This is a genomic window from Rhodopirellula bahusiensis (assembly GCF_002727185.1).
Lineage (GTDB): Bacteria > Planctomycetota > Planctomycetia > Pirellulales > Pirellulaceae > Rhodopirellula > Rhodopirellula bahusiensis.
Map to the genome: position 1 here is coordinate 108,218 of NZ_NIZW01000015.1, position 14,863 is coordinate 123,080.

The window sequence follows — 14,863 nt, forward strand, 5'->3', positions numbered from 1 at the left end:
AGGGCTCGCGGATATTCAGCCCCGCATCGCCGGGCATTTCACCATTACCCTCCCTAAGGTCGTGCAGTTTTTAAGTGCTGCGTTGCCAAGCGTTTATCATCACCCTCCCCTTGGGAGGGTCGAGCGAAGCGAGGGGAGGGTCGAGCATCGGAACCAGCGCGTAACCCTCCCCGGCCCGAAGCGACCCGACCTCTGAAGAGCGAAGGTCACGACTAGGACCGTGTCGCGCCCTGCTTCCGCTTTCGATACTTGTTCGGATTATCGGCTTGGCCGGTGATCTCGTACAGGAACATGCTTGGCTTGGTCGGACGAGGCTTGCCCCATTTCCGACGCGTCAGCGCCAGCGACATTGTCAGTTGGTCTTGAGCTCGAGTGATCCCGACGTAACACAATCGCCGTTCTTCGGCGATGTCTTCGTCCATCCCACCCTTGAGCGTTCGGCTGTGCGGCAGAATGCCATCTTCCATGCCGACCATGTAAACAACCGGGAACTCCAAACCTTTCGCCGCATGCATGGTCAGCAACCACACGGCGTTCTTCATCGCCAGCTTGTCCTTCTCGCTGCCCATCTCTCGACCGGCAAGCGCGATGTCGGACAAGAACCCTGATAGATCCGGTTCTTCGTTCTTGTCCTCGTAGGCGGCGACGGCGTTGGCGACTTCGCCGATCGACGCCATGCGTGACTCACGTTCATCGGGCTGGTCATACAGACGTGCGATCTCGTCCGCGTAGGCGGTCCGCTGCAACAAGGTCTCGAGACCTTCTCGCATCGTTTCATTGGACAGCCGCTGTTGCACGTCACCGAGCAACTGCTTCAGCTGATCGATTCCTCGCAGCGCCGCGGGCGTCAGGTCAGCGACCGACTCGGGGTCGTTCATCACCTGCCAAACCGGGATACCTTTCGCGACAGCTCGATCAATTAACATCCGCACGGACTTGTTGCTCAGTCCACGAGCGGGAGTGTTGATCACACGCAACAACGAGATCTCATCGTCGGGCTGATTGATCCATTTCAGATAAGCCACGATGTCCCGGACTTCCCGTCGATCAAAGAACGACTGGCTACCCAGCATCACATAAGGCACATCGTGCTTTCGCAACTCCGTTTCGAACAACCGCGGTTGCTCGTTGGTGCGAAACAGAATTGAGATGTCCTTGGGCTGGATGTGTTCGTTGTCGATCAAGTGCTTGATCTCACGAACAACGGTTTCTGCCTCGGCCTGCTCGTCCTTGTGCTGCACGATCCGAGGACGCTTGCCCGACGGACGATACGGCTTGAGCACCTTGTCGTGACGAACGGTGTTGAAGTCGATCAGCGTGTTCGCCATCTCCAGGATGGCACCGGTGCTGCGATAGTTGTCCTCCAACCAAACCACCTTCGCGTCCGGCCAATCCTTGCTGAAGCTGAGAATGTGCGATACGTCCGCACCTCGCCACGCGTAGATCGACTGATCATCGTCGCCGACAACGCACAGGTTGCGGTGTGCTTCCGTCAAGTGCTTTGTGATTCGGTACTGACTGCCGTTCGTGTCTTGATATTCGTCAACGAGCACGTGGTCATACTTGTTTGCTTCACGATCACGGATTTCGGTGTGCTCGCTAAACAGAGTCTCGGTGTGCAGCAGCAAGTCATCGAAGTCCATGGCCCCGCGTGCTCGCAGACCATTCTGGTAGCGACGATATCCCGACGCGGCGAAGTGCTCTTTGTCGGTGCTCGCGATGCTCATCGCTTGCTCAGGAAACACCGACGCACTTTTCCAACCGCTGATGATCGAAAGCATGTCGCCGGGTTTCAACGCCGCGTTGGGCAGCCGTAGTTCCCGCAGAATTGCACGTGCGAGCGACTCTTGGTCACTGCGGTCATAGATCGCGAACGTCGCGGGGAAACCAATCGCAGGTGCGTGCTCGCGAAGGATTCTCACGCACTGAGCATGGAACGTGCTGATCGTGGGCTTGGGCGGGCCTTTTTGGCCGCGTTTTCGCTTTTGGTTTTTGTAGCCCAGCAGTTCGCCCACGCGATCCTGCATTTCACCAGCCGCTTTGTTGGTGAACGTGACCGCGAGAATGCGATCTGGCTTCGTGCCATGCTTGATCAAGTTCGCAATGCGAAATGTCACCACACGGGTTTTTCCCGTGCCAGCACCGGCGAGCACCAGAAGCGGGCCAGACAAAGTCTGCACCGCCTTGGCTTGTGGCGGGTTTAGACCCGCAACATCAAACGTGCTCAAGGAAGAAGATTCAGCCGGATGCTATTCAGGCAACGTCAATGTTGACGCGACGACCTTCGCGGTCAAAACGGACTTTGCCGTCGACCAACGCGAACAAGGTGTAGTCGTTGCCCATTCCGACGCCGGCACCTGGGTGGAACTTTGTTCCGACCTGACGGACCAAAATGTTGCCGGCGATAACGGCTTCACCGCCGAATTTCTTGACACCGCGGCGTTGCGCGTTGCTGTCACGACCGTTGCGGCTGCTGCCCTGACCCTTTTTGTGTGCCATCGAAGTTCTGCGTTTTGATCAGTGAGAAATGGGTGTAGATTTTTGAGAGGGCGAGAGATTAGCGGAACGTCCACGTGTAATCAAGTCGTTGTTCCAGCCCATATTGATCCAACATGTATTTTTGTTCTTCTGGATCCGAATAAGCGGGCACGCCGAACCGCACGCGATCTTCCGTTTGGTCCATCCCATCGCCGGGACGGTAGAAGTTCAGCGTCAATGCTTTGCGGCGGTAAGGAGCGTCGTCGCCTTCGCCGTCCTGTTCGAATGCATTCGTCAATCCGAAGACGTCGATTGAGAAGAAATCCAATCCGGGTTCCACATCCACCCAAGTCGCCACCCCCCAAACTCCGGGAGCCAGATCGTCGGATGTGCGAGGGATTTTGACGGTGCTGATATCAACCGAATTGTGAAGTGGAGCCGTGATTTGCTCGCGAATCGCGATTCGATCGCGGGCGACAGGCAAAATTTGATCAACGTAGTTGCGATCGCTCTCGTGATCCTTCAGCACCAACATCGGAAAGAACCGGCGAGAGCTGTAACTGACCGATTCGATCCGCTGGTAGATCGGATTCTTCGGGTCGTCGACAGCGGGACGCAAATCACCGCCGCGGTAGCGGACGCGATACACCATGTAGTGCACCAATTTCCGCTGCATTCGGCCGTCCGGACGCGGAACGTCCAAGTACATCTGACGCAGCGGTTTGAACGAGAACTCGAAGCAGAAAATTTCGCGACGCAAAATCACTTGCTTCGCCATTTCTTCGAGCGTTCGCGAACGCGGGTCGAAATGAGGCTCGCCATCGGGGTGTTTGTCGCTTTGCCAAGCGATTTCCGGATGGCTCTCAATGATCGATTTCAACGTCAGCGGTCCGTCGAACGTTTCCTTCGGATCCGGAGCGGCTGGAATCGCGGTCACAACACCCGGTGCAAATTCGGTCTGAACTCGAACCGAGGGATCAGCGTCCTGCGCCTGTGCGGTGCCAAATGTGCTCGCAGCAACGCAAATCGCGGCCGCAACCAACGGTTTTCGACTCCACTGCGCCAGCACGCCGGTCCAGCCTCGCCTTGGCGGCGAGCCGGCCAAACAAGCGTTCAAAGATCGAGTTCGTGGGGCGAAAGTTGACATGAAAAGCCGTCGTTAACGCTTGGTCGTGGGAAGGTCACTGGCTGAGATTACGTGTTCCGGGCCCATTTTGCTCGGATCAACCAAGTCAGCCGGGTCCAATCTTAATTGCTGGCCGGCGGAGGAAGCTGTTTCCGTGCCTTCCAAGCCGGATTTTTCTGCCGACTCGACGTCCATTTCTTCACCAGCGGTGACGCCTGGACCGGACCACTGCAACGATGCGGCCAACTGGACGTCCGATCCATCCAAATCATTCACGCTGTCGCCGTCCATCGTCAGGGTGGCTTGAACGCGGCGTCCCGAATCGTCGCTGAAGTGCATCATGATCCACTGGATTGGAATTCCTTCCACTTCGCCGGTGGCGGTGACGTGCAAAACTCGCAGTCCCGAATCGGCCAATTGCTCTTCGGATCGCACCAGCTGATCGAGCTGTTTGCCCAACGTTCGCTGGACATCCGCTTCGAATGCCTCCAACGTCAGCTGGTTGCCCTCCGGCAGATGCGGCAACGATCGCAAGTTGCACTGGGCGATGCTTTGTTCGTTCTCGATCATCCGCAGAATGGCTTGCCCAGCACCGTCCTGCATGATTCTCCAACGACGATCCAGCAACGCTGAGACGCCGATTTTCTCGCAATCAACCGCCATCAACATCCGTTGCGATGGGGGCGGCGAATGAAAATCGACCGCGACTGCCGAGCTGGTCAATGCTTGGGGTTTTGCCAGCGGTTTGCGAATCATCCGAATCGTCGCGGTGACATCAAAGCCAGGCTCAGCCATTCCAATTTCGCGAGTCTCATGAATGGCGACCGCCGCCCAAGTGACCGTCCGGGTGGAATGCTGGAACGTCAGTTTCCCCAGCACTCGCAACTGGGTCGGCACGCCGCTGACCGAACCATCCAGTTTTCCCTGGAACTGCAGCTTCGCATTGCTCGCGTCGTTGGAAACCAAGCTGATCTCGACGTCGCTGCCCACCACGCCGCTCAGGTTGAACACCGACGCCAATTCGTTCGAATCCAGCGCGACCTTTTCACCAACTGACAACGTTTGAGTCGGCAGAAGTCGGTCGAGCGCAACGCTGGCGATCGGCGTGCGAAGCAGATCGAGTTCATCGTGGTTCAGATAGTCGTCCGCTGCGTAGATCGCTTCCGGCAGTGTGTCACGGCGAGCCACAACGACGCCCAAGTTGTCACGCAATTCGGTGGTCTGATCCATCCGGCTCAACCGGCTGACGCCTTGTGCCGAGTGATAGTGCCGCTCCGCCGCGATGATGGGCGATTCCATGTCGGCGTTTCGAGGCCGCAGGTAACGCTCTTCGTAATCCAACGCCACTTTTGCCGTGATCGGCAACTGCTGTTTCGAGCTCGGTTTGGCCGTTTGAGCAAGCAGTGGATCCTTCGTCAGATTGACGTTGCCTTTGACGTCCATTTCCATCCGGACGCGGTACAGGCCGAGGTCCAAACGCGGGCGAAGGATCACGTCGTTGGTCGCCGCAGATCCCGCGGCATTCGCCATCGAACTTGTCCCCATCGTCCCGGCAAGTCCGCCGATTGTTGCCAGGTGAGCGAGGAACGCACGACGGGATGCGGGCGAAGAATTCGGAGTGATACGTTTGGAATTCGAATTCGTCATGATCAATTCAGCGGATTGGCGGCAGAGTCGAAAATCGCGCGACCGCATCGCATTAGCGGTCTCAACCTATTCAATCGGCTCAACCGGTTCTCGCGGTTGATCTGATCTCGTTCTTCTTGCCGGCTTTCTCATTGTGAGACCGCCAAAGTTTCAATCTGATTGTAAACTTTGCACTTTTTTGGCAGTGACAAGGACACTTGTCGCAACCTCAAAAAATTTGTGTCAGCAAAAACCAAGCGTTTTGCCGGACACTTGCAAAGTCAAATGCGATTTTGAACTTTGCCAGCTCTGTTTGGCCTGAAACTTTCACTAGTACCCCATCGTCCTGATTTGGGCAGGGTAGCCGCGCACTTCAGCAAGTTCGCTTCCGTTTTGACTTTGGGTCGACGGGGGAAACTTGGCGAGGTGACGGAGACGAAAAAACTCGTCTTTTTCGCTATCAAAGGTGGTCTCAGCGAACTCTCGGTGAGATCACACGCTCTAATCAGAACAGCCCACGAAGTCTGCCGAAAATCAGTGCTCTGATGCTCGGTCTTCTTCAACTGGCGTGGCACGGAGTCGCGCCGGACGAGACGGTGGTGAGAAATTGGATGGTTTTTGAGCACTCCTATGTGGTGGTCTCGAAAACAAAGTCTCCCCGCCCGATCAAACCGATCGTCTTACGGACAAGGCGACCCCCGGGCAAATTGGATTGACGTGCTGACGACCCGCCGGGGTCGCAAGGACAACGGCACGGACAATCTGGCATTGGGAAACCAAGATCATGCATACGTCTTACCGAAACATTGCTGTCAAAGAACTTCGCGATCAATTGTCTCGATTTAGCCCTCGAGCCAAGAAGATCGAGCAGTCCCTTTTGGCCGAAAAATTGCTGTCGGAAGTTCAACCCGATCGCGATTATTCGATGGATTACGTCACGTTCCGCATCACCAACTACCGCCCCGAATCGGCACTTAGGCAAACGATCGCCTCGGCCGATTTGGTGCACGACCTGCGTCTGCTGATCGAAGACCTTTCGGATTCGGCCGACATCGGTGCCAACGAAGCTGGCGAGCACGTGCACACCGTGGCCGACCTCAGCCGCAACTTCCATGTTTCCACCAAGACGATCAGTCGCTGGCGTGATGCCGGATTGGTCAGCCGGAAGTTCCTATTTGGCAAACGCAAACGTGTTGGTTTCCTCAACAGCAGCGTCGATCGATTCATCGCAAACAATCGCGACAAGGTCCGTCGCGGCGAACGCTTCAGCCAACTGTCGGACAACGAAAAGACCGAGATGGTCGAACGCGCTCGTCAGTTGGTCGAAGGCGGAGCCACCTTCGCCGAAGTGATCCAACAAATTGCGACGATCATGCATCGTTCGCCCGAAACGGTTCGCTACACGCTGAAGAACTTCGACGCGAAGAATCGCCAACTTGCGATCTTCCCGCATCACCGTGAAACGCTCAGCGAAGAAGACAAGCGAGTCATCCACCAACTGCAGTTGCACGGTGCAACGATCCCGCAATTGTGCAAACGGTTCAAACGAACCCGCACGAGCATTCAACGCATTCTGAACGAAGTTCGAATGCAGCACTTGCTCGAAATGCCTCTGGAGTACATCTACAACGAAGACTTCGAAGACACGACCCGAGAGAGCGAATACCTGGCTGAAATGCCCGTTGCCGAAACCGCTCGCAAAGTGCGTGCTCCTTCGGAATTGCCGAGTTACTTGGCGGCTCTTTACGACGTGCCTTTGTTGACGCGGGAACAAGAGGGCCACCTCTTCCGCAAGATGAACTACCTGAAGCACCGTGCGAACAAACTGCGTCAGTCTTTGACGGACGCGGACCGCATGGATACCGCGGTGATGGATCAAATCCAATCGCTGTACGAAGAAGCTGTCAAAGTGAAGAACAAGATCGTGCAAGCGAACTTGCGATTGGTTGTCTCGATCGCGAAACGCCACGTCGCCTCCGCGGAAGACTTCTTCTCGCTGATCAGTGACGGCAACATGTCCCTGATCCGAGCGGTTGAAAAATTCGATTACTCGCGAGGCAACAAGTTCAGCACCTACGCTTCTTGGGCGATCATGAAGAACTTCGCTCGGACAATTCCGAACGAGTTCAAACATCGCGATCGCTTCCGAGCGACCCCGGACGAAATGTTCGTTGCACATCAAGACGAGCGTTTGGACCCGTACTTGGAAGAAACCGTTCAATTGCAACGTCAACGCGAGTTGGCTCGCATCCTGGACCGTTTGGATGAACGAGAACAGAAAATCATCACCGCTCGATTCGGTTTGCAACGCGGCGTGGAACCGTTGACCTTGAAGGAGGTTGGCGAGGAAATGGGCGTGACGAAAGAACGAGTGCGTCAACTGGAAGCTCGTGCACTCAGCAAACTGCGTGACGCGGCGCGAGACGCCAAAATCGATGTCGAACTGGGCGCCAGCTGAACTCGATAGAGTGCACCCGAGTCAAAATCATTGAGCTAGACTGGGAGGCTTCCCCACTCCCTTCCCACCTAGCTTTTTTGCTCATGCCTCGCTCAATGATCGCGGCGTGCCTTGCTCTGGGCACGCTGTTTCTGAACCTCACCGCGAACCAATCTTTCGCGGATGAACGCCCCAACATCATCTTCATTTTCGCGGATGACCTCTGCTTCGATTCCATCGCGGAACTTGGCAACGAAGAGGTCGAGACGCCCAACCTCGACCGCCTGGCCCGCGAAGGAACCTCGTTCAACCACACCTACAACATGGGTTCGTGGAGCGGAGCGGTTTGCTTGGCCAGCCGCACGATGCTGAACTCAGGACGCTTCGTTTGGCAGGCGCAAGAGATCTACAATCAATCCGAAAAGGAGCGTGTTGAAGGGCGTTGGTGGGGCGAGATGATGAAGGCCGCCGGATACCGCACCTACATGACCGGGAAATGGCATTGTCGGGCCAATGCCGAGAAGTCCTTCGACGTCGTTCGGGACACCCGTCCGGGAATGCCCAAAGATTTCCCCGAGGGATACAACCGCCCGATCGAAGGCCAACCCGATCCGTGGTCGCCGTCCGACCCAAAGTGGGGTGGCTTTTGGGAAGGTGGCACGCACTGGAGCGAAGTCATCGCGAACCACTCCGACGATTTCTTCGCCGACGCGGCCCAACATGACGAGCCCGCGTTCATGTACTTGGCGTTCAACGCCACGCACGATCCTCGCCAAGCTCCACAGGAATACCTCGATAAGTATCCAGCAGAAAACATCGTGGTCCCGGCCAACTATCAACCGCTGCATCCTTATGCGGAAGAAATTGGATGTGGACGCAAACTTCGTGACGAGCGTCTGGCTCCGTTTCCACGAACTGAATACGCCGTTCGAGTTCACCGCCGCGAGTACTACGCGTTGCTGACGCACATGGACGCGATGATCGGGCGTATTCTCGATGCGGTCGAAGCTTCCGACAAAGCTGACAACACATGGATTTTCTTCACCGCCGATCACGGTCTCGCTGTCGGCCAACATGGTCTTCTTGGAAAGCAAAACCCGTACGACCACAGCGTCCGCGTGCCGTTCCTCGTCAAAGGTCCTGGCGTCAAACCCGGTGCACGCATTGACGAGCCGATCTACTTGCAAGACGTGATGCCAACGACGCTGGAACTGGCAAAGTTCGAAAAGCCCGAACATGTCGACTTCCACAGCGTTCTACCGTTGATGGATGGAGCGGTGACACCCTACCCAGCCATCTACGGAAGTTACCTGGATCTTCAACGCAGCATTCGCACGCCTGAACACAAGCTCATCGTGTTCCCCAAGGCCAAAACAGTGCAACTGTTTGACATGCAAAATGATCCCGGCGAGCAAACCGACCTAGCCACCAATCCCGCCATGCAACCCATCGTCAAACACCTCTTCGAGCAACTCCAAAGCCTGCAAAAAGAACTCGGCGACGACCTCGAACTTTCCGGCGAACTGATCGGCTCCTAAAGAGATGGATCACCAAAAGCTGCTTGGCGTCTTACGGCAAAGCAGACAACCTACCGCCTCTGAATCGAAAACGTTTCAGGGGCGGTTCCACCTAAGAAAGAACCGCCTCAATCGCATCCTGCAGCGACACCACCAACGAAGCAACTCTCCCATCCCGCCAATCGAAAACTACCACCGCTCAGAACTCTTCGGCAACATCGACACGGGCGAAAAGCTCGCTGACAAATACGACCTGTGGGCCAAACTCCCCTCAAGACGAAGGCCCAAGTGATCCAACCAACCTCATTTGACCCCCGTCCCCTTTTTCTAGCCGTTCATGAATGACTCAAGGCTTGGTGGGTGAAACATCAGGCCGGAACCAAGAGTTTTCGTCCGAAGCCACCAGGGTGCTTGCTTGCCTGTTCACAAAGCAAGCGAATTGTTCCGTGCTGCGTTGCATTCGCCTGAAGTGACCAGAGGGCGGCTCCCTTGCTCGCCAAGTGCAGTTTCAGTGATTCGTCCATGGCATGCAAAATCCGCGAACAGGTCGCATTTTGGTCTTTGATCGCCAACCATAGAAACAGATCGCAATCACCTGGTGTCATGACCTCCCAACGAGCATCTTCAGACAACTTCCCGATTCCGATTCCGAATTGTTGAAGCTCAGTACGCTCCGCATCGGACAATAGCAAATCGGGCGTTTCGCTGGAGAGCGTTTGATTGAGGAATTCACGGGTCCGGTCGTCACGGTCCAACACGGCGACAATCTTCGTAATGACTTCCGTTTTCCCGGTCACTAGAAATTCCGCCCAACACAGATCCATCTCACCGGGCGACTGAATCGAATCGGGCAGGTACTTCGCTTCACGAAGCTCGTTGGGGGGATCGACAATCAAGTCAATCGCTTGACGCAACGGACCGGATTCCTGGGACCGGATCTCCTGCAATCGTGCATGAGCCTCCGGATAGATCTCCGCAATTCGAACGAACATCAACATGATCGTCGGGTTCTCTTCGAACAATTGTTGCCCGATCGCATAACGCAATGCCATCCAAACTGATTCCGCATCGAAGCGGCGATAGACCCCCGATGTCACCTCAGCAAACTTCGTCGAATCGAGATTGGGTTCGGCTGAACGCTCACTTGAACTCGGGGCAGCGGCTGATTCGTGTGACATGCAGGTATCGGCAGAGAAGGTGCGTTCGGTTCGTTGACCGCCAGGATCGTGATCCCGAGGACTGGGCACCAAGCTTACACAACCCAAAGGGCTGGGGAAGATCACTCTCGCTCGCCGGTGCTTTCATCGGGTCCTAAAGGTCTCGGGGCTTCCGCCCCGAGCTAAGAAAGACGGCCCCGTCCGGGGCGAGGATGGCCGCCTGATGCTCCTCCGTTCCGTGCCCCGTCATCGCCTCCACGGCCCCGATTTTGAAATTTCCAATTTACAATTTCACTTTTTCAATCCATCCCCCGTCGCTTCCCGCCACCTGCCGCCGCTCCGCGGCTTGCCGAGCGAGGTCACGACACCCAAGACCTCGGGTTGAAAACCCGAGGCTGGCAACTGTCACCGCTCCGCGGTTGTTCGATCACCCCGGAAACACAACCAGTCGCGGAGCGACGGAAGCCGAAAGCCTTGGGTTTTCAACCCAAGGTCACACGCCAACGACACGCATCTCTTGAGTCGCGGAGCGACGACAGTTGGTTGCCGCCTCAATATCGAACGCTCGGCGCATCCTCGCACGATGAGCTCCCAAGCCCATCAAAATGGAAACCCGAGGCTTGTTCGTCAGCTTTTCATCGTCTTGGGTTGCGTCGTTGTTCCTATGCGAACAGCGATTGAAAGGTCAGCCATCGTGCGGTCAAAAGCGTGAGTACAAGGCAGCACCACCAGGTTGCTTTTCGGGCCAACGGTTTCTGACGCAGGTAGAACAGCAGGGCAAGAGACATGCTGGTGATCAAGATTTTGAACACTGCCAGGGTATAAGGGTTTTCGATCAGGCGACTGCCAACCGGATTCAGCTCTCGCATGGTTCCCGATTGGTGAGCGATCAAGGTCCACGCGAGATCAATGCCGGACATCAGCCCAATGATGACCAGTGAGATCACGAGTTTCTTGCGAACATTGGGTGTGTCCGTTGGTTCTTCGGTCGAGGAGAAAATCTGCGACGCTTCCGCCATCAGATGCCCAACCGCGAAGACGACGAGGACCAGCGCCAACATGGTCATGGGGTAGTTGAGCCGCGCGATCAAAAGATTGGCAGCCTGGACGGAAGCGTTCTGGGCTTCCGCTTCGTTGACCAAAGCGACGGCTTGCTCGGCTCGATCTCGAAAGCTGGGGCTGGGTTCAAAGTTGACGATCGTGGATGCCCATCGCTCGTCATAACCAGAACTGGCTGCCTGCTTGGGAACGTCCGTGCTGTAAGCTTCGCCTTTCGATTTGGCGATCAGTGCTTCCAATAGTTCATGGCCGCTCTGATCGTGCCAAAGCTGCCAGGGCGGTTGTCCTTGGTCGAGAACGTGAATGGCTCCCCAATCCAGCATTTGTAGGCTTTGAAGTAGACGGCGAACCGCCAGCGCGTCTTTCTCAAGCGGATCGCTTTCCGTCACGTTTCCATTCACTCTTGGACCGCCACGGAACCGTTCGTTTTGCGTTTCGAATCCGTCGTCCCAACCGCGAGGACCACCACCGCCACGGCGTCCTCCTCCTGGTCCTCGCCCCATTCCTCGACCGCGTTCTTCGCGGCCGCGCTGCTGGGCTAACTGCGAAAGATCGAAATAGTCGGCGCCATAGGAGACGCCATTGATCACGATGGATCGTTCATCGGCGGAGACATCGATCGAGTACGGAGTCTCCACATAGACACCATCGATCAGCAAGGAACCTTGATCGGTCTCAAGTGGTTTCAGGCCGCCGGAGCCTCGGTTTCCCGGTTGTGCCAATGCATTCGTTGAGAAACAGACGGCGAAAACGATTGCGTAGAGAAGGGGATGAGAAGTCATATTCAATGGGGCAATCGAGAAGCGTGCGAAGTTCATCTCGTCCGCGATGTCATTCGACAGGCGCGCGATTCACTCACGCTCGCCAACAACGATGCGAGAAAAGAGGAGGGGATATGCTGGCTATGTCTGTGAACACCGAAAGTGGACCGAAGTTGCGTTTTGCCTAGCAAAAACGTTTTCAACGTGAGAACGATCCAATGCCCACTTGAAAACACGCCGGTTTTCAACAGGCAGCACGGGAGCCGTCCCGGATTTTTCTCGCCGTTTTGTCTGTGACCAACTTTTCAGACGTTCGACCGAGTGAGAAACACAGGCATGAAATCGCGGAGGTTGTCGAGGCTCTGCGCCGGAGTCCTGCGACCGGTCTGGTTGATCGTGATCGAGCTAGCCAATGCGAACAGAGGTCATCGTGATGGACCCCAAAACGGCTTTGTCGTTGAAAATTTTGACGTCTTCTTGGGGTCCCTGCAAAGCCAGCGTGTAGAGCAGCGGGTAGTAGTGGTCCGGCGTTGGGATCGCTCGTGCGGCTGACTTGCCCAACGATTGATAGTCACACAACTTCGCATGATCGCGATTGAGAATCAGTCGGTTGGTGAGCTCGTTTGTCTCCAACGCCCAGTCGAAGCCTTGATCGAGCCTTTGACCGTCCATCCACCGCAAGTTGTGAACAATGTTGCCGCTGCCAAGGATCAGCACCCCGCGACGGCGAAGATTGCTCAATTCTTTGGCCAATTCATAGTGCCACGCGCCGGGTTTGGACAGGTCGATGCTGACTTGCACGACCGGGAGATCTGCCTTGGGGAAGACGGGCTTCAACACGGACCAAGTGCCGTGATCCAATCCCCAGTCTTGATCCAAACCAATGGGCGTTCCTTGGACTGTTTCACTGACCCGTCGCGCCAACTCGGGAAGACCTGGAGCCGTGTACTGAGCCTCAGAAAGTTCCCGTGGGAAGCCACCGAAGTCATGAATCGTCTTGGGGTGATCCATCGCAGTGACCCAAGTGCCACGGGTGAGCCAGTGAGCGGAGACGCAGAGAATCGCAGCGGGTTTGCGCACGTTGGCCATTTCGGCTTTCCAACCACGTGTGAACTCGTTGTCTTCCAGTGCATTCATCGGGCTTCCGTGTCCGATGAAGAAAGCGGGCATCACGTGGCCGTCTTCGGGCAAGGTGTCTGTCATGGCTCGCAGTGACGTTCCGATCGTCACCGCTCCACTTGTCATTGCCATCGTTTTCATCCACTCCATGTGGGCAGCCAAAAGGCGTTGGGTTCAAAAGAGGTGGGTTGGTGGTACTCGGATTGGGGCATCTTCGTTCGACCTCGCTCCGCTCGACCCTTTCGAAGAGTGAATGAGGGGTGAGCAGGACGAAAGTTTTTATGTTGCAATTTTGCGTTGGCTCTTGGCTCTTGGTAACCCGAAGTGTCAGCGAGGAACGATGCAAATGGATTCTTGCCTCGCTGACGCGTTTTGAAGCCGCGTTTTTTCATTGAATGGCCAACGGCCTTTTCAACATAGCCAGCGGGCAACGCCCCTGGACCAGATTAACACGCTCCCATCTTGGCCAAAGGCTAAGTTCAAACCCAAACGTGTGGGGTAATGGGTGTGTTGTTTCAAGAAACGGTCCGCGACTTTTTGGTTGGCCAGAGCGCCAGCAAGTTCGCGAGAATCAGGATTGTTCCGCCCAGAACCAATTCGAAGGTCAACGTTTCGTTTGCATACTGGACGGAACACCAAACGCTGAGCAGTCCAGGAATGAACATGGCCCAGGTGGATGCCATCAGTGGTTCCAGGGTGTAGAGCACCGATGCTTGCGTTGGTGAAACGCTAGGTTGAAATCGATTCATCAGCGAGAACGCGACCAACGATGGGAAGATCGCTAGCAAGACAATCAGCCCGTAGAAGCGAGGCTGGATGGTCAACGCGTACCACCCAGGGTTGGTGGAATCGCTCGCCGAAATCTCTGGGATGCTGGGTTGAATCAGCGCGAAGAACAGCAACGCCAACACGGCGGTGGTTCCGAACATCGACGGTGTGAACGCGAGCGAATCCAATCGCTTCCCAAACCAATCGACCGCCACGATCTGGCCACTGAAAAACAGCACCGCCAACAGAGTCAGCGTGTCACCGGTTTTCCATTGCCCCAGCCCATCGGGCGCGAAATGCAGGCCGCCGTTGGACCACTGCAGCAATCCAGTCAGGATCGCGACACCGAACAGGGAAACTCCGGCGGCGAGCAGAACGGTCGACCGGGGACGCTGACGTTCAAACAGTGTTGCTAGGACGGGCGTCCAAACGACGGCAAGACTGGTCAGAAAACCGCTCCGAGACGCGGGAATGGTCGACAGACCGGAAACCTGCAAAACCATGCCGACGACGAACAGGCACCCAATCGCGATTCCGGCGAGGAAGTGTGGCCACCGGACACGTCGGAGCACTCCGCTGCAACAGACCGCGAACAACACGCCAGCCAACGCGAAACGCAAGCCGGTCATCCACGCCGACGCCGCCGCGCGGAAGGCTCCCGAGGCGGTGTGCTCATCCACACCAAAGTGCTCATCCGCGAGCAGGTTCAACGCCTTGATAAATGGGAACGAAGATCCCCACAGCACGTTGACAACAACCAACGCCAGAACAGCACGACGATGCGAGACCAATTGGGCTGATTCTGACAATGGGAG

Annotated in this window: 10 protein-coding genes; 2 read left to right on the forward strand and 8 right to left on the reverse strand. The window is 56.1% G+C overall.

Annotated features, from left to right (window positions below):
• Positions 1–212: 212 nt before the first annotated feature.
• Genes CEE69_RS19300 through CEE69_RS19315 form a run of 4 tightly spaced genes read right to left on the reverse strand, consistent with a single transcriptional unit; the run spans position 213 to position 5,251 of the window.
• A complete protein-coding gene (locus tag CEE69_RS19300; RefSeq protein ID WP_099262254.1) occupies positions 213–2,228 on the reverse strand; it encodes an ATP-dependent helicase in 2,016 nt (671 codons plus the stop codon).
• 25 nt (positions 2,229–2,253) lie between these two features.
• Complete coding sequence (gene rpmA / locus CEE69_RS19305; RefSeq protein WP_007327901.1) at positions 2,254–2,499, reverse strand: 50S ribosomal protein L27; 246 nt, start codon at positions 2,497–2,499, stop codon at positions 2,254–2,256.
• Between the two features lie 58 nt (positions 2,500–2,557).
• Positions 2,558–3,625, reverse strand: a complete 1,068-nt coding sequence (locus CEE69_RS19310; RefSeq protein ID WP_099262255.1) for a hypothetical protein — start codon at positions 3,623–3,625, stop codon at positions 2,558–2,560.
• A 12-nt stretch (positions 3,626–3,637) separates the two neighbouring features.
• Complete coding sequence (locus CEE69_RS19315) at positions 3,638–5,251, reverse strand: hypothetical protein (protein ID WP_099262256.1); 1,614 nt, start codon at positions 5,249–5,251, stop codon at positions 3,638–3,640.
• A gap of 763 nt (positions 5,252–6,014) precedes the next feature.
• Here CEE69_RS19315 and CEE69_RS19330 point away from each other — a divergent pair.
• Together CEE69_RS19330 and CEE69_RS19335 are read left to right on the forward strand one after the other, a co-directional pair.
• The gene (locus CEE69_RS19330) at positions 6,015–7,688 is read left to right on the forward strand and encodes a sigma-70 family RNA polymerase sigma factor (protein ID WP_099262258.1); all 1,674 of its coding nucleotides are present in this window, start codon (positions 6,015–6,017) and stop codon (positions 7,686–7,688) included.
• 83 nt (positions 7,689–7,771) lie between these two features.
• On the forward strand, positions 7,772–9,205 hold the full coding sequence (locus tag CEE69_RS19335) for a sulfatase-like hydrolase/transferase (protein ID WP_099262259.1): 1,434 nt from the start codon (positions 7,772–7,774) through the stop codon (positions 9,203–9,205).
• 347 nt (positions 9,206–9,552) lie between these two features.
• Here CEE69_RS19335 and CEE69_RS19345 read toward each other — a convergent pair whose 3' ends face one another.
• The 4 genes from CEE69_RS19345 to CEE69_RS19365 all read right to left on the reverse strand — a co-directional run bounded on the left by CEE69_RS19345 (position 9,553) and on the right by CEE69_RS19365 (position 14,857).
• Positions 9,553–10,362, reverse strand: coding sequence for a hypothetical protein (locus tag CEE69_RS19345; protein WP_233215408.1), 810 nt, complete (start codon positions 10,360–10,362; stop codon positions 9,553–9,555).
• Positions 10,363–11,003: 641 nt separating this feature from the next.
• Positions 11,004–12,182 carry a DUF5658 family protein gene (locus CEE69_RS19350; protein WP_233215409.1) on the reverse strand — a complete coding sequence of 393 codons (1,179 nt, stop codon included), beginning with the start codon at positions 12,180–12,182 and terminating at the stop codon, positions 11,004–11,006.
• 384 nt (positions 12,183–12,566) lie between these two features.
• Positions 12,567–13,412 carry a 4,5-DOPA-extradiol-dioxygenase gene (gene ygiD, locus CEE69_RS19355; RefSeq protein ID WP_233215410.1) on the reverse strand — a complete coding sequence of 282 codons (846 nt, stop codon included), beginning with the start codon at positions 13,410–13,412 and terminating at the stop codon, positions 12,567–12,569.
• A gap of 383 nt (positions 13,413–13,795) precedes the next feature.
• Positions 13,796–14,857 carry a DMT family transporter gene (locus CEE69_RS19365; protein ID WP_099262263.1) on the reverse strand — a complete coding sequence of 354 codons (1,062 nt, stop codon included), beginning with the start codon at positions 14,855–14,857 and terminating at the stop codon, positions 13,796–13,798.
• Positions 14,858–14,863 lie beyond the last annotated feature (6 nt).

Coding starts and splice junctions, on each gene's coding strand:
- rpmA (WP_007327901.1), bottom strand. CDS start 2,499: ATGGCACACAAAAAGGGTCAGGGCAGCAGCCGCAACGGTCGTGACAGC.
- CEE69_RS19310 (WP_099262255.1), bottom strand. CDS start 3,625: ATGTCAACTTTCGCCCCACGAACTCGATCTTTGAACGCTTGTTTGGCC.
- CEE69_RS19315 (WP_099262256.1), bottom strand. CDS start 5,251: ATGACGAATTCGAATTCCAAACGTATCACTCCGAATTCTTCGCCCGCA.
- CEE69_RS19330 (WP_099262258.1), top strand. CDS start 6,015: ATGCATACGTCTTACCGAAACATTGCTGTCAAAGAACTTCGCGATCAA.
- CEE69_RS19335 (WP_099262259.1), top strand. CDS start 7,772: ATGCCTCGCTCAATGATCGCGGCGTGCCTTGCTCTGGGCACGCTGTTT.
- CEE69_RS19345 (WP_233215408.1), bottom strand. CDS start 10,362: ATGTCACACGAATCAGCCGCTGCCCCGAGTTCAAGTGAGCGTTCAGCC.
- CEE69_RS19350 (WP_233215409.1), bottom strand. CDS start 12,182: ATGACTTCTCATCCCCTTCTCTACGCAATCGTTTTCGCCGTCTGTTTC.
- ygiD (WP_233215410.1), bottom strand. CDS start 13,412: ATGGCAATGACAAGTGGAGCGGTGACGATCGGAACGTCACTGCGAGCC.